At 57.0% G+C, this 22,940-nt stretch carries 10 protein-coding genes and 1 pseudogene; 8 read left to right on the top strand and 3 right to left on the bottom strand.

The features are described from left to right. Nucleotides 1-154: 154 nt before the first annotated feature. Nucleotides 155-1,567, bottom strand: a complete 1,413-nt coding sequence (locus NI000_RS26590; RefSeq protein WP_253414386.1) for a stalk domain-containing protein — start codon at nucleotides 1,565-1,567, stop codon at nucleotides 155-157. Between the two features lie 115 nt (nucleotides 1,568-1,682). Here NI000_RS26590 and NI000_RS26585 point away from each other — a divergent pair, with 115 nt between their 5' ends. From NI000_RS26585 to NI000_RS26575, 4 genes are all read left to right on the top strand, one after another. After that, nucleotides 1,683-2,420, top strand: a complete 738-nt coding sequence (locus NI000_RS26585; protein ID WP_253414385.1) for a response regulator transcription factor — start codon at nucleotides 1,683-1,685, stop codon at nucleotides 2,418-2,420. A gap of 9 nt (nucleotides 2,421-2,429) precedes the next feature. Further along, nucleotides 2,430-3,485 carry a sensor histidine kinase gene (locus tag NI000_RS26580; protein WP_253414394.1) on the top strand — a complete coding sequence of 352 codons (1,056 nt, stop codon included), beginning with the start codon at nucleotides 2,430-2,432 and terminating at the stop codon, nucleotides 3,483-3,485. A gap of 9 nt (nucleotides 3,486-3,494) precedes the next feature. Next, entirely contained in the window at nucleotides 3,495-3,665 is a 171-nt protein-coding gene (locus NI000_RS37190) for an ATP-binding protein (protein ID WP_375541005.1), read from the top strand. Nucleotides 3,666-3,762: 97 nt separating this feature from the next. Next, complete coding sequence (locus NI000_RS26575) at nucleotides 3,763-3,915, top strand: hypothetical protein (protein ID WP_253414384.1); 153 nt, start codon at nucleotides 3,763-3,765, stop codon at nucleotides 3,913-3,915. Between the two features lie 142 nt (nucleotides 3,916-4,057). Here NI000_RS26575 and NI000_RS26570 read toward each other — a convergent pair. After that, nucleotides 4,058-5,409 (bottom strand): annotated as a pseudogene (locus tag NI000_RS26570) (IS1182 family transposase). A gap of 138 nt (nucleotides 5,410-5,547) precedes the next feature. After that, nucleotides 5,548-6,102, bottom strand: a complete 555-nt coding sequence (gene loaP / locus NI000_RS26565) for an antiterminator LoaP (RefSeq protein WP_253414383.1) — start codon at nucleotides 6,100-6,102, stop codon at nucleotides 5,548-5,550. A 328-nt stretch (nucleotides 6,103-6,430) separates the two neighbouring features. Between loaP and NI000_RS26560 the strand changes: the two genes are divergently transcribed. The 4 genes from NI000_RS26560 (at nucleotide 6,431) to NI000_RS26545 (ending at nucleotide 22,940) form a co-directional block, all read left to right on the top strand. After that, nucleotides 6,431-7,192, top strand: coding sequence for a 4'-phosphopantetheinyl transferase family protein (locus tag NI000_RS26560; RefSeq protein ID WP_036690986.1), 762 nt, complete (start codon nucleotides 6,431-6,433; stop codon nucleotides 7,190-7,192). Between the two features lie 90 nt (nucleotides 7,193-7,282). Beyond that, entirely contained in the window at nucleotides 7,283-7,963 is a 681-nt protein-coding gene (locus NI000_RS26555) for an MBL fold metallo-hydrolase (protein WP_253414382.1), read from the top strand. 35 nt (nucleotides 7,964-7,998) lie between these two features. Next, nucleotides 7,999-11,400: an ACP S-malonyltransferase gene (fabD, locus tag NI000_RS26550; protein WP_253414381.1), complete on the top strand. Its 3,402-nt coding sequence runs from the start codon at nucleotides 7,999-8,001 to the stop codon at nucleotides 11,398-11,400. Nucleotides 11,401-11,423: 23 nt separating this feature from the next. Then, the gene (locus NI000_RS26545) at nucleotides 11,424-22,940 is read left to right on the top strand and encodes an SDR family NAD(P)-dependent oxidoreductase (RefSeq protein ID WP_253414380.1); all 11,517 of its coding nucleotides are present in this window, start codon (nucleotides 11,424-11,426) and stop codon (nucleotides 22,938-22,940) included.

Here is a 22,940-nt window from a genome sequence, read left to right as displayed (position 1 = left end):
TTGGGGAATCGCCGCATCGCCGATCATCATGCCCACAGAGGCTCCATGTCAAGCCGCGGCACCGCAGTTTGCTAGATCAATTTTGAGAGCTTACACAAAATTCTTGACAGACTCTTTTATTATTTTTGCACCACAACCGCTTCGTTTTATATCATTACTTAACCGGCGTAATATTTACTGTTCTGCTTGGATTATCCCACTTTACGATGGCTCCCATGACTTTCGAAATAAAGCTTAACGGAACAAAGGTGCGTTCCCCGCTTTTTTCAACTGGACCATCGAGTTGGATCTGTTGATCGCCTGCCACTGCGGTTTTACCTCCTACGTTAACTGAAATGATTTTGCCGTTGTAGTTGATTTGAGTGGTTTGAAAATCATTGTTCCATTCCACTGTTGCACCCAAAGCCTCTGAAACGAAACGTACAGGAACATAAATGATGTCGGCTTTGGATTTATAATAAGGATACTCTTCACTTTGAATCGGCTTGCCTTTAACATTGACCTTGACATCATAATAAGTATCATCTTTATCGCTTACAGTATCGAGAATCATACCGGCCTTCGCATCCACTCGAGAAACGGAGAGATCGCGATTAAGGACATAAGCAAAGTTTCCATCCTTGCTGAAGCTGATCGCTTGCCGGGGCTCTGAAAATCCTTTAATGGTCCCGATGATGCTGTTGTCGGAGGTGCTGATTATATTAATGGTATTATCCAACTTGTTGCTGGCAAAAAGAACCTTTCCATCAGGAGAAAGGGATGCGCCGTAAGGATCGCGCCCAACCTTTACCTCGCCAATGATTTTGCCTTGCGAGATGTCCACTATGGCAATACTATTACGCCCGCTGTTTGCCGCATACATGGTAGAGCCATCGGCGGATATTGAAATCGCTCGAATCATCGAGAATCCGGAGATCTCATGGACGATTGCATTGGTTTTGACATCCACAACCGATACCTTGTCTCCCTTGAAGTTAGTAACAAACACATAATGACCGTCGGGAGATACTTTTATCCCTTGACGAGGTTGGGAGAATCCCGGAATGACAGCGGTCGTCTTATGCTGCCCGAGATCCACAACCGTTACTGTACTTCTGGCTTGATTGTTGACATACATGGTATTTCCGTCCGCGGTGACATCAGTTCCAAATGCGCCTTGACCTACTGCAACTTCATCCTTCAATGCCAGGTCTTCCGTCTTGTAAAATCGCAGGGTGCCCAATGTGCTATCCGAAACGACAAACTGCGAACCGCCGTTAATGAAAATAATGTTTCTTGGTGTGACAAAGCCGCTGATCTCCTTACGCAAAGTTCCTTTGGCAAGATCATAGACTCGAATCCATGGCTGACGACTATCCGAGACAACCGCAGTTTGCTCGTCGGGACTTACGGCCAACGAGTTATTGGTAATCTCGCCGTCAAAGGGGCGGATTGCCGCAGCGGTGTTGTTTCCCGCAGCCGGGATCGAAGCCGGATTGTTATCAGCAGCAAAAATAATCGCCGGTTGAATAGCGGAAAGCACCATTCCGGCAAAAAGTACAGGTTTTATCATTTTGTTTACCATCATTCACTCATCGCCTCTCTGAAAAAGTTTTTAGCCAACGTAAGACGGGGCTCTTGACCAATGTAATGGAGAATTGTAAAGATCATATAAAGAACACGAAAGCATCATGTATGATAAAATGATAGCCGTGGAGGTGAACGTTCCGATGGACAAGCTGCAGCTTGAAGGTCCTATTGTGATTGCGGACGATGATGCTTCGCTCGTCTCGTTTTTGCAGGAATACTTTGGGGCACTGAACTGCCGAGTGCTTGCCGCGAGCGACGGGCAGCGAGCTGTTGAACTGGTGAAAACTGAGGCTCCATCTTTCATCATTCTGGATATTATGATGCCTTTCATGGACGGCACTACGGCATGCTGGGAAATACGCAAAATCAGCAGCGCGCCTATAGTCATGCTTACGGCCAAAATCGAGGAAGAGGACAAAATCCGGGGTTTCGAACGCGGAGCCGACGATTACTTGTGCAAACCGTTCAGCCCGAGAGAACTCGTCGCCCGGATGCAGGCAATTCTACGCCGGATGCGTACGTCGGAGCGGAAAGCTTCGGGGCTCATTTTGAACAATAACGCGAATTTGTCATACGATTCCGAAAGCCATCGGTTTTATTGGAAGAAAGCGCCCCTGCAATTCACGTACCAGGAAGCGCAAATCGTCATCACCTTGCTCAAAATGCAAGGAAAAGTCTGTACCCGCGAGCATTTGCTGAACGTGCTGTATCCGCTGGGCGATAAAGATGTTGTCGACCGCATCGTGGATGTGCATATCGGCAATATCCGGCAAAAGATCCGTGATACCGATCCCGGATTCGATCTCATTGAAACCGTCCGGAGCATCGGCTACCGGTTAAAGGAAGGGTAAACGGTGAAAATGAAACTCATTTACAAGCTCCTGGCGCTTAACGCGCTAGTCTTAATTTTGCTGGCAGCCGGAATCAGCATCGGATTTAGTCAGTACACGCTTCAACTGATAGAAGAAAACCGCTTGATGGTGTACCAAAATTTCCTCATGTTCCGATCGGCTACGGGGCGTTATTTTCTATATACCAGTCTAGTCATCGTTCCCCTCTCCATTGGGATTAACTGGCTGTTCATCCGTTCGATCGTCCGCCCCTTGTCCGGGATGCGGAAGCTGACTGAGCGAGTCGCGAGCGGGGATTATACCGTGCGGGCAGAGATTCGATCGAACGACGAAATCGGCGATTTGGCTCGTTCATTCAACCAAATGGGCAAGCAGCTCGAGAGGATCGAACAGCTCCGGCGAAGCCTTGTGGCGGACGTAGCCCACGAGCTCAGAAATCCGCTATCCACGGTACGCGGCTATATGGAAGCGATGAAAGACGGCGTCCTCTCCGCAAAGCCCGAAACGCTCGATAAATGTTACCACGAGGTGGAGCGGCTCGTTTTTCTGGTGGAGGACATTCACCGTCTGGCTGTGGCGGAGAGCGATTTGAAAGCGGCCATTCCCTCAAATCCGGTCGATCTCCGGTCCGTTGCCCAAGAAGCCGCTTCAAGGTATATGCCGAAATGGGAGGAAAAAGCAATTGTTTTTCAAGAGGATGTACCGTCCTCCCCGGTCTGCGTCATGATCGACAAAGTTCACGCCGTACGCGTATTTGAGAATCTGTTCGACAACGCGATGCGCTATACGCCGAATGGTCATTCGGTTCGTTTATCGATGCAAGCGAACGCTAAAATGCTCCGCGTGGAGGTTACGAATACTGGAGCGGAGATTGCTCCCGAGCATCTGACGCTTTTGTTCGAACGATTTTACCGGGTTGATCCTTCACGCTCGCGCGCGTACGGTGGTGCGGGCATTGGGCTTACGATCGTGCGCGACATCGTGGAACGGGCAGGCGGACGCGTTTGGGCAACGAGCGGGAATGGTTCCGTGACGATACATGCGGAACTGCCGGTTGAATCATGATCATAAAAAATCCCTCAGGGAGCGAACCGCTCCTTCACGGATAAACGGCAGTCCGGCTTGGGTCTCGCCATTTCTCGAAGCATTGTTGAAAAGCATGGTGGCTCCATTTTATTAATTCCTTCTAGTGAAACAGAATATGCCACTGAGTTTGAGATAATCTTGCCTATCTACCATAACTGAATAAAGACCAGGCTGCTGCTGTGGGCGAATAATGGGCAGCCTGGTCTTTTGGCAACAATGCTTTAAGCAACATTTTGAATAGGCGGTGTAACTTCGGATGAAAGAAAAATGGGTTATGCAGAACATATTGTTCAACATCCCAGAGTTGGAAGCAGCGCGGATCGGGCTTGAAATGGTCGTTAAGGAAAGAGAGAGGTTAGTCCAGCTTGCGGATAATAATCATAAGGAAGAGGTACTAAAACTAACCTAATGTCGAGTGTCAAGAATATAGGCCGATTAAATACCGCGTAAATCGCGGACAGGCTGTTGACAAAGCTCTGTTTTTTAAAGAGCTTATTTGAATAACTATCTATCTTCCGAAACATCGAGCATACAAAAAGCAGAAGATCGCCCTATCCGGCTAGTTTGGCCAGATGGTTGGCGATCTTCTTGACGTTCTGGCAGATGGCAGTCATGAGCGCTTGCTCTAAGACTTTTTTCTTGCCGCGAAACCGGCAATAGCGAAGTCCATGGAGCTCTTTGGCATCCGCGAAACTTCGCTCAATCGTTTGGTACCGGAGACGGTACAGATATTTGCCCGAGCGAGAGCGCCCGTTTTGTTTTACCCACTCCTTGCTGTCCTGCCAAACATGTCGTGTCAGAATCCTTTGTTTGTTCCTTGAACGTGTACACTGGGAAAGCAATGGACAGTCTTTGAAAATTTCAGGGGCCGACTTGTACTGGCGGTAACCCTCCCGGTCTGTCGTAGCATAAGCCAACTCTTGTTTTTGTGGACAGATATACAAGTCGCGCTCTCGGTCATACTTAAATCGCCACTTGGCGATCAAACCTTTTACTGGGGTATAGCTTCGACCGCCAATGACGGCATAAACTCTACGAATATGGAGTTTCTTGCAGATATCTGCTGTGTAATAACCGGCATCCAGGGCAACGGCTTCCAGTGTTTTGTCAAACCCAAATTTCTTGATTTACAGTTCAAGCCGCTCAAGATATGGTTTTGAGTCGTGGACATTTCCGGGTGTAATATGTACATCGGTAATAATATTGTATTTATGATCGACCGTCCGGTGATCCAAATAGAAGAAGCCTTCCGGCTTGCCATCGCGTACCATGTACCCGCTCTCGGGGTCCGTTGTGCTCACTTTCGTCTCCTTTGTCCGGGTCACCTCCTTCCGGGGCTTTAAAGCTTTTTTCCATGAGCGGCCCGATCACCCTGAACAGCCTCGTCCAAGTCGTCGAGGTAGGTTCGGACGCTCTTTTCGACTTCTTGCTTGACGAACTTACGTTTGTTGGCTTTGAGGTGGGTTGAATCCGTGATGAGCACGCAGCCTTCAACCATCCGAAGCTCAATGGCTTTGAATACAATATGGTCAAAGATTTCTTGGACAACATCACTGTCCTGAAGCCGCTTGCGATTCAAGCTCAAGGTGCTATGGTCTGGAACGCGATCTGTCAAACCCAATCCGACAAACCAGCGGTAGGCCACGTTGAGTTGAATTTTCTGCTCAAGCTGGCGTTCAGAACGAACGCCGTACAGATAGCCAATGAACATCATTTTGAAGAGCATGATTGGATCGACCGAGGGACGTCCGTTATCTTCACAGTACTATGGCTTCACTTTTTCAAGAATAAAGGAAAAGTCAATGTGTTTGTGGATCTTGAGAAGCAAATGATTTTGAGGCACGAGTTCTTCCAAACAAACGAATTTGTAGCTGTTTTGCACATTCGGATTAGAGCGAAGCATGCAATCACCGCCTTGTTAAGATAACTTTATTATATCATATTAACGCGGTGAATGGATGAATAATGGAAATAAAGAAATAGCCTGTTGAGGGTTTCTCAACAGGCTGATCCCAGTTCCTTACCGGAACTGGGATGTTTTTTACGTGGCCTTTTGTAGCTGCGGGATGCAAGGGGAGAGGATCTCCACGCCTACGTCGATGATCTTCTCGGCACCCATGAAGTTGAGGCGGATCTTCGCCCGCTTTTTGTGACGGTCTATTTTGGTGATGATGCCTTCCATGCCCTGCAGCGGGCCGGAGGTTACGGAGACACGTGAATTTTCTATGTAGATGCCCGAATAGCCAACGATCTCTCCATCTCCGATCAGCTGCAAGATCAGCGACATCTCGCGTTCGTCAATTTTGGAGTAATAGGTTCCTTCATCTTTGGAGTAGAGCGTGCCTTGGCTGAGCAGCTTGTAGCACTTGGGGACTTTTTTCAAGGTGTGAAAAACTTCATCGGTCATGCGGGTCTTGATCAACACGTAGCCGGGGAACATTTTCTTCAGCACGTGCTTGATAGCGCCTGCCTGCTTCTCGGGGACTCTGCGTTTCGGTACGACAGAGTGGAGGGAAGTTTCATCAAAGTACAGGTTCAGGAACTTTTGCACGACCTCTTCTTGACCGGATTCAACGAATAGTGCGTACCAATTCAAAACAGCCATCCCCTAACTTGTGTATGTTGTTAAACAAAAAGTCAAGCAAAAAACAGTATATTTTACAACATTATACCATATTTACCCATATCATACCAAGACGTGGGGATAGAATAAATAGGTCTCTGGTAAGTAATCCTTGACGAACAAAGTTGAATGAGGGTAGTATTAAGCTGTATTAGTGTAATGGGTTATGTTGTTCAATTAATAAGTTCATTGATCGAATATTTGGTTGAATCTTAGAAAATCCCTAAGCTAATTTAATCGATGTTTCGGCGCGTTGAAGGAACTTAGGGTATCATATTGAATCGCATTGAGAGGAAGGGGCATGGGTGAAGTGTGTCCTCCGGAGAGCTTCGTGCAGGGACTTGACGTGCGAGGGGGAGAGGAGCCGTACAGCGCTTGGTTGAGCGTTTGCTGTGCGCAATCGGCGGCGGAGTATCAGGCCACGATCCCGTTTCTGCATCCGAACGAGCTGGCGTTTTATGAAGGGCTGCAGTTTGAGCGGCGGATCACCAGCTATCTGGCCGGACGCTATGCGGCCAAGCGAGCGGTGGCGGCCTCTGTGCAGGAAGAACGTCTGGATCGGATCTGGATTGATCGGGGGATTCTTCACCAGCCGCTGATCGTACACCCTGCCGCTCTCAATCTGCAGGTGAGCATCTCTCATTGCGACGAGCTGGGGGCGGCGCTCGTGTTTCCGGAAGCGCTGCCGATGGGGTTGGATGTCGAGCAGATCCGTCCGGCCCGGCAAGCCGTGCTGGCGGCTCAGATGACGGAGCGGGAACGCGAGCGGATCGGTGCGCAGCCGGGGTCTGAGGCGCTCTTGATGACGCTGTACTGGTCGGCCAAGGAAGCCTTGTCCAAAGTCTTGAAAACTGGCCTTGCGGTGCCGTTCGAGTTTTTGGAGATCACAGGGCTCGAACAGCAGGGAACGGCTTGGGTGGCGGCTTACTCTCATTTTCCGCAGTTCCGAGTTGCGGGCTGGGTCGTGGGGGAGCGCGTCTTCGCGATCGCCTATCCCAAGGACTGCCGTTTGAACTTGGAGGCCGTGCAGGATCTGTTGTGCAAGGTGGAAGAAGTTATATAAAATAGCCAAAGCAAGCACAAAAAAGTAGAGGAGATCGTTCCTCTATTTTTTTGTGCTTGCTTTTTAGGGTTTGAAGAGAGGGGAGGAAGGATGAAGCGGAGCTATGAGTTGCACCCGTTGAAGGTTGAATTTTTGTTCATGAAAAATTATGCGTACATACTCGTGGACAAAGCCACCCGGCAGGCGGCTGTGGTGGACCCGGCTTGGGACTTGGAGTTGATCGACGGGATGCTTCGCTCATTGGAGGCGGAGTTGGCTTGCATCCTGCTGACACATTCGCATCACGATCATGTCAACAAGGTGGAGCCGCTGTTGGAGCTCTACCCGGCGGCGCGGGCGTACATGTCGGTCAAGGAGATCGATGCCTACGGGTTCGCATGTCGGAATCTGCATCCGTTTGAGGAGGGGGAGACGATCTGGCTGGGAGAGACGTCGATCACCTGCATGCTGACGCCAGGGCACACGGCCGGCGGGGCTTGTTTTCGGCTCGCAGACGATCTGATCACGGGGGATACGGTGTTTATTGAAGGCTGCGGCGTCTGCGATGGGGCCGGAGGTTCCCCGGAGCAGATGTATGACAGTTTTCAGAGGATTCGCAAGTCCACTCCCCCTCATGTGCGGGTGTATTCGGGTCATTCTTATGGCAAGGAGCCGGGCATGGCGTTTCGGGATGTGCTGGAGCACAACATCTATTTTCAGATTGAGCAAAAAGAGCATTTTGTCCAGTTTAGGATGCGCAAGAATCAGGGGCAATTGTTCAATTTTAAATAAATCAAGGCAGACGAGTCGCGTTCAGGAGGGCATGGATGGGCAAGCCGGTCGTGTTTCTTTTCTCCGGGCAGGGTTCTCAGTTTTACCAGATGGGTCGAGGGCTCTATGAGGAGGTATCTGAGTTTCGCAAGTGGATGAACAAGTTGGACGAGATGGTGACGCCGCTCGTCGGGGAGTCGGTGCTGGCGCGTCTGTATGCGGAGGACAAGCGCCGAGACGAGCCGTTTGAACGGACGCTGCTGACCCACCCCGCGATCTTCATGGTGGAATATGCGCTGGCGCAGGCGCTGATGGCCCGCGGGGTCAAGCCAGATGCGGTCCTTGGCAGCAGCATGGGCGAGTTCGCGGCGGCGGCTGTGGCAGGTGTGCTCGATGTGGAGGTCGCGTTGGAGCTGGTGGTAGAGCAGGCCAAGGCGTTTGAGGCTACCTGTCTCCCCGGCGGGATGATCGGGATTCTGCAGGAGCCGAGCCTCTATGACAGGATGCCGCTCTTGCGTCAGAACACGGAGATGGCGTCGATCAATTCGGACGCGCATTTTGTGGTGGCCGGCCCGGCGGCGATGCTGCCGAGCATCGGGGAGGCGCTGCGGGAGAAAGGCATCGCCTATCAGATTCTGCCGGTCTCCTTTGCGTACCATTCCTCATGGATTGATCCGGCTGCCGCTTCCTATGTGGCGCGGCTGCGCGGGCTCTCGTATCGCCAGCCTCGGGTGCGATTTTATTCCGGGGTGACCGGGCGGCGGGAGATAGCGCTGAGGAGCGAGTATTTCTGGGAGGTGGCGCGACAGCCGATTCGTTTTGCCGAAGCGGTGCAGGCGCTGGAGCAGGGAGACGATTGCCTGTACGTGGACTTGGGTCCTTCGGGAACGCTGGCCAATCTGGCCAAGCGGAATTTTAAACAGGATTCGCTCTCGCAAAGCTATGCGGTCCTCACGCCGTATCAGCAGGATCTCAAGAACTTCAACAAGGTTTGCGAGCAACTGGAGCAACTCATTTCATCGCCCATCAGAAAGGGAGGACAACCTATGAAAGCATACGTGTTTCCTGGACAAGGTTCTCAGCACAAAGGCATGGGAGGTACGCTGTTTGACGAGTTTGCAGATCTGATGGCACAAGCGGATGAGATCTTGGGCTATTCGATCAAAAGGCTGTGCTTGGAGGACCCGGACAATCAGCTGGGCCAGACGCAGTACACGCAGCCGGCTCTGTATGTGGTTAGCGCACTGAGTTTTCTCAAGAAGGTGCAGGAGACGGGATGCAAGCCGGATTATGTGGCCGGGCACAGCTTGGGTGAGTACAATGCGCTGTTTGCGGCAGGGGCGTTTGATTTTGCTACCGGTCTGCGGATGGTCAAGAAGCGGGGCGAACTGATGAGCCTTGCGAGCGGTGGGGGCATGGCGGCGGTGATCGGGTTTACGGTGGAGCAGATCGACCGGGTGCTGATGGAGAACGGGCTGGACGGGATCGACATCGCCAACCACAATTCGCCGGACCAGATCGTCATCGCGGGCTTGAAGACGGACATCCTGCGCGCGCAGCCGTTTTTTGAGGAAGCTGGCGTGCGCATGTACATTCCGCTCAATGTGAGCGGGGCTTTCCATTCCCGGTATATGGCGGAGAGCAAGCGGAGTTTTGAAGCGTATCTGGAATCGTTTGAATTTTCAAAACTGGAGATTCCGGTCATCTCGAACATTTATGCGCGTCCGTACAAGCAACGGCAGGTGAAGGATAATTTGGTGCAGCAGATCGTGTCTCCGGTCAAGTGGACGGACAGCGTGCGCTATCTGATGGGCCTTGGCGAGATCGAGATCGAAGAGGTCGGGCCGGGCAATGTCCTGACCAAGCTCGTCACCACGATCCGCCGCAAAGCGGAACCGCTCGTGATCGAGCCGGAAGCGGATGACGTGGAGGAGGCGGAAGAGGCGGTGCTGGTGGCTGTGGCGGCGTCTGTGACTGTGCCTGAGGTGACGAAAGCGTTGGTCGCGGAGGTGGAGGTGGCAGTCGCTGTTGAGGCGCCTGCTCCGGCTCCGGTGGAGGTCGTGCCGGTGAGGGAAGCTGTGAGCGAGCCGGTCGTGCGTGTGTCGAGAAGGGCGAGCACGGCAGAATCGCTGGGCGATGAGGAGTTCAAGAAGGATTATAACTTGAAGTACGCCTATGTCACGGGCTCGATGTATCGCAGCGTGGCTTCTGAGCGCCTGGTCATTCAGGTCGGCAAGGCGGGCATGCTGGGTTTTTACGGGACCGGCGGCATGAAGCTGGAGCAGATCGAACAGGCGATCCGCACGATTCAGCAGGCGTTGACGCGCGGTGAGGCGTATGGCATGAACCTGCTGCATAACCAAGGCAACCCATCGATGGAGGACATGACGGTCGATCTCTTCCTGCGCACCGGCGTGCGGAACGTGGAGGCAAGCGCCTACATGGCGGTGAACTCCGCATTGGTCTGCTACCGGGCGAAAGGGCTGAAACGCTCGGCAGAAGGCGGCGTGATCGTCGAAAACCGCATCCTCGCCAAAGTCTCGCGCCCGGAAGTTGCCGAGGCGTTTCTGAGCCCGGCACCGGAGCGCATCGTCGACAAGCTGTTGCTGGAACAGCGGATCACGCGCGAGGAAGCAGATCTGCTCCGCGAAGTTCCGATGGCGGATGACATCACCGTCGAGGCCGATTCCGGCGGACATACCGATCAGGGGGTCTCTTCCGTGCTGTTTCCGTCGATCGTTCGCCTGCGCGATGAGATGATGGGCAAGTACGGATACAAGAAGAAGATTCGCATCGGAGCGGCCGGCGGCATCGGAACCCCGGAAGCGGCGGCGGCGGCGCTCGTGCTTGGGGCGGATTATCTCGTGACCGGCTCGATCAACCAATGCACGGTGGAAGCGCAGACGTCCGAGTCGGTGAAGGATCTGCTGCAGGAGATGAACGTGCAGGACACGGCCTATGCGCCGGCGGGCGACATGTTTGAGATCGGCGCTCGCGTGCAGGTTTTGAAAAAAGGCGTCTTTTTCCCGGCCCGTGCGAACAAGCTGTACGATCTCTACCGCCAGTTCAACTCGCTGGAGGAGATCGATGAGAAGACCCGCCGCATTTTGCAAGAGCGTTACTTCAAGCGCAGTTTCGACGAGGTCTACCGCGAAGTGCAAGCCTATGTGGCCCCGCAGGAGATCGAGAAGGCGGAGCGCAATCCCAAGCACAAGATGGCGCTGATCTTCAAATGGTATTTTGGCTATTCGTCGCGCATGGCGCTCAGCGGGGACGCTGAGCACACGGTGGATTATCAGGTGCATTGCGGCCCAGCCTTGGGGGCGTTCAACCGCTGGGTGAAAGGCACGCCGCTGGAAAGCTGGAGAGCGCGCCATGTCGATGTGATCGGCGAAAAACTGATGCGCGAAACGGCAGACCTGCTGAACCGGCGCATCTCTGAACTGGTCGGATTGTAAGCAAAAACGAGGAGCGGATCTGGATGACACAAACGCCAAAGCGAGAAGTTGCCATCGTCGGAATCGCCGGTCGTTTTCCGGGGGCGAAGAACACGAAGGAATTCTGGAACAACCTCAATGCAGGCCTCAACAGCATCTCTGTCATTCCGCAAGACCGCTGGAAGTGGGAGGATGTGTACGGCGACCCGCAAAAGGAAGAGAACAAGACGAACAGCAAGTGGGGCGGATTCATCGAGGAGGTCGATCGATTCGACCCGCTGTTTTTTGGCATCTCGCCCAAAGAGGCGAATTTTATCGACCCGCAGCACCGCCTGTTCCTAGAAACGGTCTGGCAGGTGATTGAAAACGCTGGCTACAGCCCGAAGAGTCTGTCGGGCCGGAAGATCGGCGTCTATGCGGGCGTTTCGAAAAACGACTATGCCGAGCTGATGGGGGAGAACATCAGCGCCTTTGTTTCCACAGGAACGGTACACTCGATCCTCGCGAACCGCGTGTCGTATTTTTTCAACTTCAGAGGGCCGAGCGAAGCCGTGGACACCGCGTGCTCCAGTTCTCTGGTCGCCCTGCACAACGCGGTGCGCGATATTCGGGAAGGGGAATGCGAGGCGGCGATCGTCGGGGGCGTCAATGCGCTGCTCAGCCCGCGGATGTACATCTCCCATGCCAAGTCCGGCATGCTGTCGGTGGACGGGCAATGCAAAACGTTTGATATGTCGGCGAACGGCTATGTGCGCGGTGAAGGCGTGGCGGCCCTGTTCCTCAAGCCGCTGGACAAGGCGGTGGAAGACCGTGACAACATCTTGGGCGTGATCAAGGCGACGGCGATCAATCATGGTGGGCGCTCGAATTTCCTGACGGCCCCCAACGTGACCGCTCAGTCTGAGGTGGTCTACACGGCGCTGCAGCGCTCCGAAGCGGACCCGCGCAACATCTCCTACATCGAAGCGCACGGCACAGGCACGCCGCTGGGCGACCCGATCGAGATCAATGCGCTGAAGAAAGCATACGGGCAGTACTATGAGGAGCGGGGCCTGCAACCGCGCGAGAACTCTTGCTTGCTCGGCTCGGTTAAGACGAACATCGGCCATCTGGAGAGCGCGGCCGGGATGGCTTCGATCATCAAGGTGCTGCTGGCGATGAAGCATGGCGTGCTGCCGGAGCTGCTCAATTTTACAGAGATCAATCCGTACATCTCGTTTGAGGGGTCGCCGTTTGGCCTCGTCACGGCTCCGACCGCGTGGAAGAAGCGGCGCATCGAAGGCAAGCTGCTGCCGAGACAGGCGGGGGTCAGCGGGTTTGGCATGGGCGGCGTCAATGCGCATGTGATCTTGGAAGAGCCGCCGCGCAGCAACAGACCTCGCGCCAAGAGCGCGTCGCAGAAGCGGTTGGTGCTTTTGTCTGCGAAAAAAGGGAAGTTGCGGGCATCGGCTGAGCGACTGCTCACATTTTTGCAAAGCGAAGCCGGACAGTCTGTGCATGTGGACGATCTCGCGTTCACGCTGATGTTCGGGCGCGAGGAGTTCGAGGAGCGTCTGGCGATGGTCGCTTCGTCGGTGGAGCAGGTGGTGGAGGAGCTGGAGCGGTATGTGAGCGAGCAGGCCTCGCTGTCGCTGTTCCAAGGCGTCGCGGTGACGAAGCCTGACGCGCCTGTGCAGGTCGCTACGTCGACGGACGATCTGTTCCTGCTCGCCGAGGCTTGGGTGAAGGGCGAGGGGATCGAATGGGAGCAGGCGAGCTTCCACGGTTCTCGCATCGAGGTGCCGGGGTATCCGTTTAAGCGGTTTCGCTGCTGGTTTGAGCCGAAGACGGTGAAGGCGGATGCGAATGCGGCTTCCGGCGACAAGCAGATCCTGCTCCCTGCTACGGAGCGGATGGTGCAAGACCATCTCGTTCAGCGGCAGAAAGTGCTGCCGGGCGTGGGCTATCTGGACCTGATCGTCGGAGAGCTGAAGGAAGAGTGGATAGCCGGTGTAACGTTCCAAGATGTGTACTGGCTGAAGCCGCTGGTCGTTCTCGACGAGCCGCGCACCCTCCTCTTGAACGTGAAGGAGGAAGGAAGCGACCGGGCTGTGCGCATCCGTTCGGGTGCGGACCTGCACTGCCAAGGCCGCCTGCTCAAGCAGGTGGCGCGGACGGAAGAGCGCATCGAGGTGGAGGAGATTCGCAAGCGCTGCGAGACGAAGGAATCGAAGGCCGAGCTGTATGGTCTCTTTTCCGAAAACGGTCTGGTGTACGGGCCTTCGTTCCAGGTGATCGAGACGCTGCACTGCTCGGCTGACGAGGCGATTGCGGAGGTGGACGTCCGGAATCACGGGCGCATTGCAGCCGGCATTCTGGACGGGGCGCTGCAGACGGCGGTGTGCTTGAGCGTGCGAAACGGCACGACGAGCGAATCGCAGTATGTGCCGTATTATGCGGAGAGCTTCACGGTTGCGGGAAGCTTGGAAGCGGTGCGCTATTACTATGTTAAGCAGCGTCAGGTGCAGCAGAGCGGTTCGATCCAGTTCGACCTGTATCTCTGCGACGGCGAAGGTCGCGTGCTGGCTTCGGTGAAGAATTTTACGAAGCGGGCGTTGGTGAGAAAAGAAGAAGCAAGGAACGAAGAAACGAGAAAAGAAGCGCCGAGCAAACAGGGGCTGCTCTATTACACCTCGAAGTGGCGGGAGGAAGCCTGCGGTCCGGAAGCGGAGGCGAAGGGCTTGCTCCTCCTCAACGGTTCGGAGTCGCTGGCCGATTGGATGCGCGGCGAACTGGGCGAGGAGGTGCCGTTCCGGCGCTTGACGATCGCCGAGCAGGACCCGGATCGCTATCTGGAAGCGCTGCAGGAGGTCAAGGCGAGCGGGTTTGCCGTGCGGCAGATTCTCGTGCCGGCCGTCCGTCCGGGGGTGGAAGACCTGCGGGGGCTGCTCGTGCTGGCAGGAGCTCTGATTAAGAGCCGGTTTAAAGAGCCGATCAAGATCATCTACGCCGGCGAGAGCATGTCGTCCGAGGCGCTGCCCGCCCTGTATGCGGCCGGCGGGCTGGCTCGCACGCTGAAGTATGAGTACCCGCGCCTTCATCTGGAGGTGGCGGCGTTCACGGATCGCTTTGAAAACTGCGGCCGGGCGCTGCTGGAGGAGCTGTTTGCGAGTGCTCCGGCCCCGCTGCATGAAGTGAGATATGTAGGCGGGACAAGGCAGCTGCGCGAGATGGTGACCGTGGCGGGCGGCTTGCAGAAGGAGGCTTATGCGCTGCGCCAAGGCGGGGTGTATCTGATCGCAGGCGGCACGGGCGGCCTGGGGCAGATTTTCTCCGACTATCTGGCCAAGGAATATCAGGCGAAGGTCGTGTTGCTCGGGCGAAGAGAGCAGGATGAGAGAATCGCGGCACAGCTTGACAGGCTGGCAAGTCTGGGCGGCTCCGGCCTGTACATTCGGGCGGACCTCGGCGATGCCGGACAAGTGCGTGCGGCGGTGGAGCAAGCGCGTGCGACCTATGGCAGCATCCACGGCGTTTTGCAGGGAAGCGGGTTGATTGAAGACAGCTTCATCCTGCGCAAAACAACCGAGTCTTTTGAAAAAGTCCTGCAGCCCAAACTCGCGGGGACGCTCCATCTGGACGACGCGACGGCCGGCGACGAACTGGACTTTTTTGTCATGTTCTCGTCGATTGCAGCGCTGATGCCCAATCAAGGGCAGTGCGATTATTCTTCGGGCAACAGCTTCATGGATGCGTATGCGGCGCACCGGCAACAGCTCGTCGCCGAGGGCAGGCGCAGCGGTCTGTCGCTGGCGATCAACTGGCCGCTCTGGGCGAACGGCGGGATGACCGTGGAGCCGGAGGAGAAGGAGCACCTCTGGAAGGTGTTCGGGATGCAGCCGCTGGAAACGCCGCAGGGCTTGGTCCTGCTCCGGGAAGCGCTGCATCTGGCAAGTCAGGAAGGTTTCGCTCACATCGTAGGGATCGAAGGTGACCAGATGAAAATCAACCAGCACTTTGGCATCCGCAAGAAGGCGGAGACTGTGCGAGAACTGGATGTGCCGACGATGATCCGTCGGGATCTCTACAGCATCCTCGCACAAGCGCTGCACCTGGCTCCGGCGGAGATCGGTGCCAGCCAGCCGCTGCAGCAGCTCGGGGTGGCGTCGCTGTCGCTGCTGCAGATCGCGAACCTGATCTCGCAGTATTTTGGCGTCGATTTCAAACCGCCGTTGCTGTTTGAGCATGGAACCTCGCAACAGATTCTGGACTATCTGCTGCAAGACAGGCAGCGCGCGGTCATCGAGGCGCACTATGCCGAGCTGGGGGCTCTGGCTCCGCTGTATCGCAGCTCGGGGCTGATCGATCTGAACAAGGTCGATGGCGAGCAGGGGCTGTACCAGCGACGTTATGACAACACGGAGTTCTATCAGGTCGATCATGTGCTGGACAACAAATACAACGTGCCAGGCGCGTGCTATGCCGAGATGGCCAGACAGGCCGGCGCACTCGCTCTTCCGGGCCAGCGGGTGAGCAAGCTGCTCAACTGCTACTGGGCGAAGCAACTGTCTTCGAGCGGAGAGCCGTTTGATGTGTTCATTCAACTGCTGCCAAAAGGGGAGCGCACCGACTACGAGATCTACAGAATGGAAGGGGCCGAGCGCGTCGTGCATGCGACCGGGGCGTTGGAATATGCTCCGTGGCAGCTGGCGCAGAGCGAGGTGGAAACGCTCGATCTCGCGGCGATTCGAGAGCGATGCACGGCGAGCTGGACGCGGGAGCAGGTCTATCAGCAGATTCATGCGGAGGGTTTGATCGTCGGGGAGAGCTTCATGCCGATGCAGGAGATGGTGCTCAACGAGCAGGAAGCGCTGGCGACGCTGGAACTGCCGGAGATGATCGCAGACACGTATGAGGAGTACCTGCTGCACCCGACGATGCTGACGGGCGTGTTCCAGACGGCGCTGATCAACAACCGCTTCCACGGCGATGACGAGCGCGATTTTATCCCGATTGCGATCGAAAGCTTGGAGATGTGGGGGATCGTGCCGCGCAGATGCCACGTCTACAGCGAAGTCAGCCCGAAGACGAAGAACAACCCGGACATCAAGAAGTTTAACCTGACCGTTTGCGACGAGGAGGGGCGCGTGGTGGCGCGGCTCGTCAATTTCTCGATCAAGGCGACGAATTATGAAAAATCGGCCTTGGTGCAGGCGGCGGCCCCGGTGTCGACGGCCCAAACGCAGGCGGTTCGCGACCGTGGAGTGGCTGTGCTGAGATCTCGCGCACAGGAATTCGTGCGGGGTCTGCTGTCTGAGGCGATCGGGCTGGAGCCGTCGATGATCCGGCCGGAGGAAGCGTTCGAAGCGTATGGCATCAACTCGGTGATGATCTTGGAGCTGAACAAGCTGTTCGAGGATGCGTTCGGGTCCGGGCTGTCCAAGACTCTGTTCTTTGAGTACCGCAACTTGGAAGATCTGACGGGTTATTTCCTGGAGGAGTATGAAGAGACGCTGCGTTCGCTGCTGCAATTGCCGGAAACGGTTGAAGTGGATGAGGTGGTAGAGGCGGCGGTTGAATCGACAGTAGCGGCTGTGGCGAGTGCTCAAGAGACCGCGCGTTCCGCAGATGTGGTCGAGACGGTCGCGATGACACCGCACGCTCCGGCTGTGCGGGATATCGCGATCATCGGCCTTGCCGGGCGCTATCCGCAGGCCGGATCGCTGGCGGAATTCTGGGCGAACATCCAAGCGGGCAAGGACTGCATCGAAGAGATCCGACCGGATCGATTTGATTATGTGCGCTACTATGATCCGGACAAGCAAAACGACAAGCTGTACAGCAAATGGGGTAGTTTCCTCGATGATGTGGACAAGTTCGACCCGATGTTCTTCAACATCCCGCCGCGTGAAGCCGAGCTGATGGACCCACAGGAGCGTTTGTTCCTTGAGGTGGTCTGGCATGCGCTCGAAGATGCCGGCTATACGAGACAGAGCCTCAGGGATCAGTCGGTCGGCGTGTTCGTCGGGGCGCTGTGGCAGCCGTATCAAGAGCTTGGTGTGCTCGCACAGGCGCAGGGCCATGTGCTCAGCCCAAGCACGCTGCTCTACAGCATCGCCAACCGCGTTTCGTATTTCTGCAACTTCAACGGGCCGAGCCTGACGGTGGATACCGCGTGCTCTTCGTCCCTGACCGCGCTGCATCTCGCCTGCCAGAGCCTTCTGAACGGAGAGAGCAGCGTCGCCATCGCCGGCGGCGTCAACCTGTCGATCGGCGCGGGGAAATATCTGTTCCTGAGCCAGTACAAGTTCCTGGCGACGGATGGCAGATGCAGAAGTTTTGGCGCGGATGGCGACGGGTATGTGCCGGGCGAAGGCATCGGCGCCGTGCTGTTCAAGCCGCTCGACCAAGCGGTGAAGGACGGCGACCACATCTACGGCGTCATCAAGGCGACCGCTGTCAATCACGGAGGCAAGACCAACGGGTATACGGTGCCGAACCCGACGGCGCAGTCGGACATGATTCTGAAAGCGCTGGAGCGGGCGAAGATCAACCCGCGCGCGATCAGCTACATCGAGGCGCACGGCACCGGCACGGCGCTGGGCGACCCGATCGAGATCACCGGGCTCTCCCGCGCGTTTGGCAAGTACACGCGAGACAAGCAGTTCTGCGCGATCGGCTCTGTCAAGTCGAACATCGGGCATCTGGAAGCGAGCGCCGGCATCGCCGGCCTGACCAAAGTGCTGCTCCAGCTCAAGCACCGCAGAATCGCTCCGTCCTTGCACTCTCAACAGCTCAACGCAAACATCGACTTCCGGAACAGCCCGTTTGTCGTGCCGCAAGAGCTGATGGAATGGAAGCGCCCTCTGGTGGAGATCGACGGTCAGACAAGGGAGTTCCCGCGCCTTGCGGGCCTCTCGTCGTTTGGGGCCGGCGGTGCGAACGCGCATGTGATCATCGAGGAATACCAAGCGGTAGAGCAACAGCGTGACCATTTCGGAACGGCTCCGCACGTCATCGTGCTCTCGGCCAAGAACGCAGACCGTCTGCAAGAACAGGCACAGCGCTTGCTGCAGGCTGTCGAGAGCGGTGCATACAGCGACGCGGACATGCCGGCGATCGCCTACACCTTGCAGCTGGGCCGCGAGACGATGGAGGAGCGTCTGGCCGTGCTGGCCTCGTCGCTCAAGGAACTGAGTGCCAAACTGCAAGATTTCCTGTCCGGCAAACGAGGCATCGACGGCCTGTTCCACGGACATGTCAAGCACTACAAGGACACGCTGGCCCTCTTCGCGCAGGACGAGGACATGCAGGCGGTGATCGAGGCATGGCAGGCAAAAGGCAAGTTCGGCAAGCTGCTCGACCTGTGGGCTAAAGGGCTGTCGATCGATTGGAGCCGGCAATATGCAACAGGCAAGCCAGGTCGCATCTCGCTGCCGGGCTATCCGTTTGCCAAGGAGCGCTACTGGCTTCCGATCGACGGAGCTGTGCAGAGCGGGACGGGCGTAGGACGCGCCGCGATGCTGCATCCGCTGGTGCACGAGAACACGTCCGACCTGACCGAAGTGCGGTTCCGTTCGACGCTGACGGGCCGCGAATTCTTCCTCCGCGATCACGTCGTCTATGGCAACCCGGTACTGCCGGGCGTCGCAGAGCTGGAGCTGGCGCGAGCGGCTGCTCTGCTGGCGACGGGTCTTGAAGCGAACGATCCGACATCCATGCGTTTGAAAGATGTCGTCTGGCCGCAACCGATCGTCGCAGCAGGCGAATCTATACGTCTGCATGTCGGACTCCATGCGCTGGAGGACGGCGAGATCGCCTATGAGATCAGCGGTGACATCCCACAAGGGGAGGAAGCTCCGACGCTGTATAGCTATGGCGAAGTCGAGATCTGCGCGTTCGATCCGGCACCGCCGCTCGATCTGCACGCCTTGCAGGTGCAGTCGGGACTCGGCGTTCTGACGGCTGAGCAATGCTACGATGCCTTCCGCGCGATGGGGACGGCCTATGGGCCGAGCCTGCAAGGGATCGAGACGCTCTATCTGGGAGAGAGCCACGCGCTGGTCAAGCTCGCCCTGCCGTCAGCAGCTCTTGCCACGGAAGCGGACTATGTGCTGCACCCGACCTTGCTGGAAGCTGCGGTTCAGGCCGTGAACGCTTTTACGCTGAAACAGACCGACCGCAAGCCGACCCGACCGGTCTCCCTGCAGTCGCTGGACATCCTCCGTCCGTGCCCGTCTGCGATGTGGGCGCTGATTCGAAGCGGCGAGGCCGGCTATGACCTCGACCTCTGCGACGAAACGGGCGAGGTCTGTGTGCAGATGCGCGGACTGGTGCTGGAGCCGGTCGAAGGCGAGTGGCAAGGAAACAGCACGGCGGCAGAGCGCAAGATGTATTTTCTGAAAAAAGTGTGGGAGCCATGTTCGGCAGCTCCAAGACGCAGCGTCAACCGGGCGGTGGCGATCCTGACCACGCCGGAGACGCGCAGTTTGGCCACCGAGCTGGCGAAGAGACTGCCGCAAAGCCGCCTGTTCGATGTGGCGCAAGAGCCGCAAGAGCTGGATTGGCAGGCGTATGACGGCCTGATCGATCTGGTCGGCTGCGGTCAGGAGCGCAAGGAGTCGGCGGAATGGATGAGCTGGCTTCAGCTGCTGATCGAACACGGCCGCCGCGATGGGATGATGCTTTTGGGTGTCACCAAGGGGCTGGAAGGGTATCAGAATGCGACGGTCAACCTCGCAGGTGCCTCCCGTGCGGCGCTCTATCGCATGCTGCAGAGCGAATATGGCCATGTGCAATCCCGCCATCTCGATCTGGAGCCGGTCTCTGATGAGACGAGGCTGGCCGAGCAGATCGCCGCTGAGTTCCTTGTCGAAGATGAGGAGACGGAAGCGTGCTGGCGAAACGGGCTGCGTTATCGCGCGCGGCTCAAGGAATGGGAAAAAGGCGAGCAGCAAGCGCGAACGCCGTTCCCGGAAGATCAAGTGCTCTGGATCACCGGGGGCACGCGGGGCCTTGGGTATCTGTGCGCGCAGCATTTTGTCAAACACTATGGCGTCAAGCGCCTGGTGCTGACCGGACGGGAAACCTTGCCGCCGCGCGAGACGTGGGCGGCGCACCTTCGGGAGCAGACGCCTGTTTCCCGGAAGATTCAGGGCATCCAAGCTCTGGAGCGAGAAGGGGCGCAGGTGATGGTTCTGTCTGTGCCGCTGTCCGATGTTCAGGCGGTCGAAGAGAGCGTGCAGGCGGTTCGCCGCAGCCTCGGCCTGATCGGCGGGGTGCTGCATGCGGCGGGCCTGCTCGATGAAGAGAACTCGGCCTTCATTCGCAAGACGGTCGAAGGCATCGAGCAGGTGCTGGAGCCGAAAGTGGCGGGACTTGACGCGTTGTACCGCAGTCTCCGCGCAGAGCCGCTGCAGTTCTTCGTCGCGTTCTCGTCTGTGTCGGCCACGATCCCGTCGCTCGCGGCGGGGTTGAGCGACTATGCGGTGGCCAATGCCTACATGGATTATCTGGCGGAAGCGAAGCGTCCGGAATGTCCGATCGTCAGCGTGCAATGGCCGAGCTGGAAAGAGGCGGGCATGGGCGAAGTCAAGAGCAGAGCCTACGAGCAGACAGGCCTTCTGACGATGACCAACGCCGAGGGGCTGGAGTTCCTCGATTATGTGCTGGCGAGAAAAATCGGCCCGGTCGTCATGTCCGCCGTGGTCAACCCATCGCTCTGGAATCCGCAAACGCTGATGCAGCGCAAAAAGCAGACGGCGGCGCTCCCGACATCCCCTGTGGTTCCGGCACAGCGTCCGGCGGCCCCTGCGCAGAAAGCAAGCGTGGTGGCAGGCGGCCAAGGGCAGACAGCGGAGGCTTGGGTTCGGTCGATTTTTGCAAAAGAGTTGAAAATGGACCCGGCCAAGATCGAGGTCGATGCGCAGATTGCAGACTACGGGGTCGATTCCATTTTGCAAGCGCAATTGCTGCGTCAGATCGCGCAGGCGTTGCAAGTGAAGCTCGACCCGTCTCTCCTGCTGGAGTTCCCGACGATCGAATCGCTGGCGAAGCATTTGGAGGCTCTGCATGGGCCAGCCCTCGCCAACGCGACGGGGGCCACGCAGGTTCAGCAAGAAGAGCCGGCGGCACCTTCTTATCGTGCGCCGAGTCGTCCTACCAAGCCGCGTGTCGCGAAGCAAGGACAAGCAGCCGTGCGCAAAGCGGCTCCGGCCTCTGGGGCCGCTGATCTGGCCGTCGTCGGCCTGTCTTGCCGACTGCCGGGGGCGGCTTCTCTGGAGCAGTATTGGCAGTTGCTGTCCGAGGGCCGTTCCGCCATTCGCGAGGTGCCGCAGGGGCGCTGGGGGTATTCGAGCGGCTTCTATGCCGGATTGCTCGACGACATCACGCAGTATGACCCGTCGTTCTTCCATCTCTCGGAGGAAGACGCCAAAGCGATGGACCCGCAAGCCCTTCTGGTGCTGGAAGAGAGCCTCAAGCTCTTGTGCCACGCCGGCTACACCCAGCAGGAGGTCAAAGGCCGCTCGGTCGGCGTCTACCTCGGGGCGCGCAGCAAGCACTCGCCGAGCACGGCGGATCTGGGCCAGACGCGCAACCCGATTTTGGCTGTCGGACAGAACTATCTGGCGGCGAACATCTCGCAGTATTTTGACTTGCGCGGCCCGTGTGTCGTAGTGGACACCGCTTGCTCCTCCGCTCTGGTGGGGATGAACATGGCAGCGCAGGCGCTTCAGAGCGGGGAGATCGAGTCGGCGATCGTCGGCGGAGTCTCTCTGCTGACCACCGATGAGACGCACCGCATCTTTGAACAGCGCAACATCCTGAACCGAGAAGGGGCGTTCCACCTCTTTGACCGTCGAGCCGACGGCATCGTGGTCGGGGAAGGGTGTGGTATGGTCTTGCTGAAGACGGTGGAGCAGGCTTTGCGCGATGGCGATGCGATCTACGCCGTCATCAAAGCGGTCGCTGTCAACAACAACGGACGGACCGCCGGACCTGCCACCCCGAGCCTTGAGGCACAGAAACAAGTGCTGCAGGCGGCGCTCCGAAAAGGCGGGGTATCGCCTGAAGCGGTTCGCTATATCGAAACAAACGGTTCGGGCACGGAAGTGACCGACCTCTTGGAACTGAAGACGATCCAATCGGTGTATCGCGCTTCCTCGAACCTCCCGCTGGGATTGGGGTCGATGAAACCGAACATCGGGCATCCGTTGTGCGCGGAAGGGATCGCCGGATTTATCAAAGTCGTCTTGATGCTACAGCGTCGGCAGATGGTGCCGTTCCTGTCGGGCGAAGAGGCGATGACGCATTATGATCTGCAGGCGTCGCCGTTTGAGATGGCCCGTCAACTCATGCCTTGGACGGACACGGCTCGCATCGCGGCGATCAACTGCTTTGCCGACGGCGGCACCAACGCGCACGTGATCCTCGAAGGCTGGGAAGAGTCTGAGGAGCGTTCGATCCTTCGCAAGCCGATTCCGCTTCCTGTCTTGCAGCGCCGCGATGTGAGCGGGCGCGGACAGGGCGAACGGGCAGAGAGCGCGATGAATATCTGGAAGCAAATTGGAGTTGAGGTGTAA

It is taken from the genome of Paenibacillus tyrphae (assembly GCF_024158745.1).
GTDB lineage: Bacteria > Bacillota > Bacilli > Paenibacillales > NBRC-103111 > Paenibacillus_G > Paenibacillus_G tyrfis_A.
This window is presented reverse-complemented; position numbering and strand designations above follow the sequence as displayed.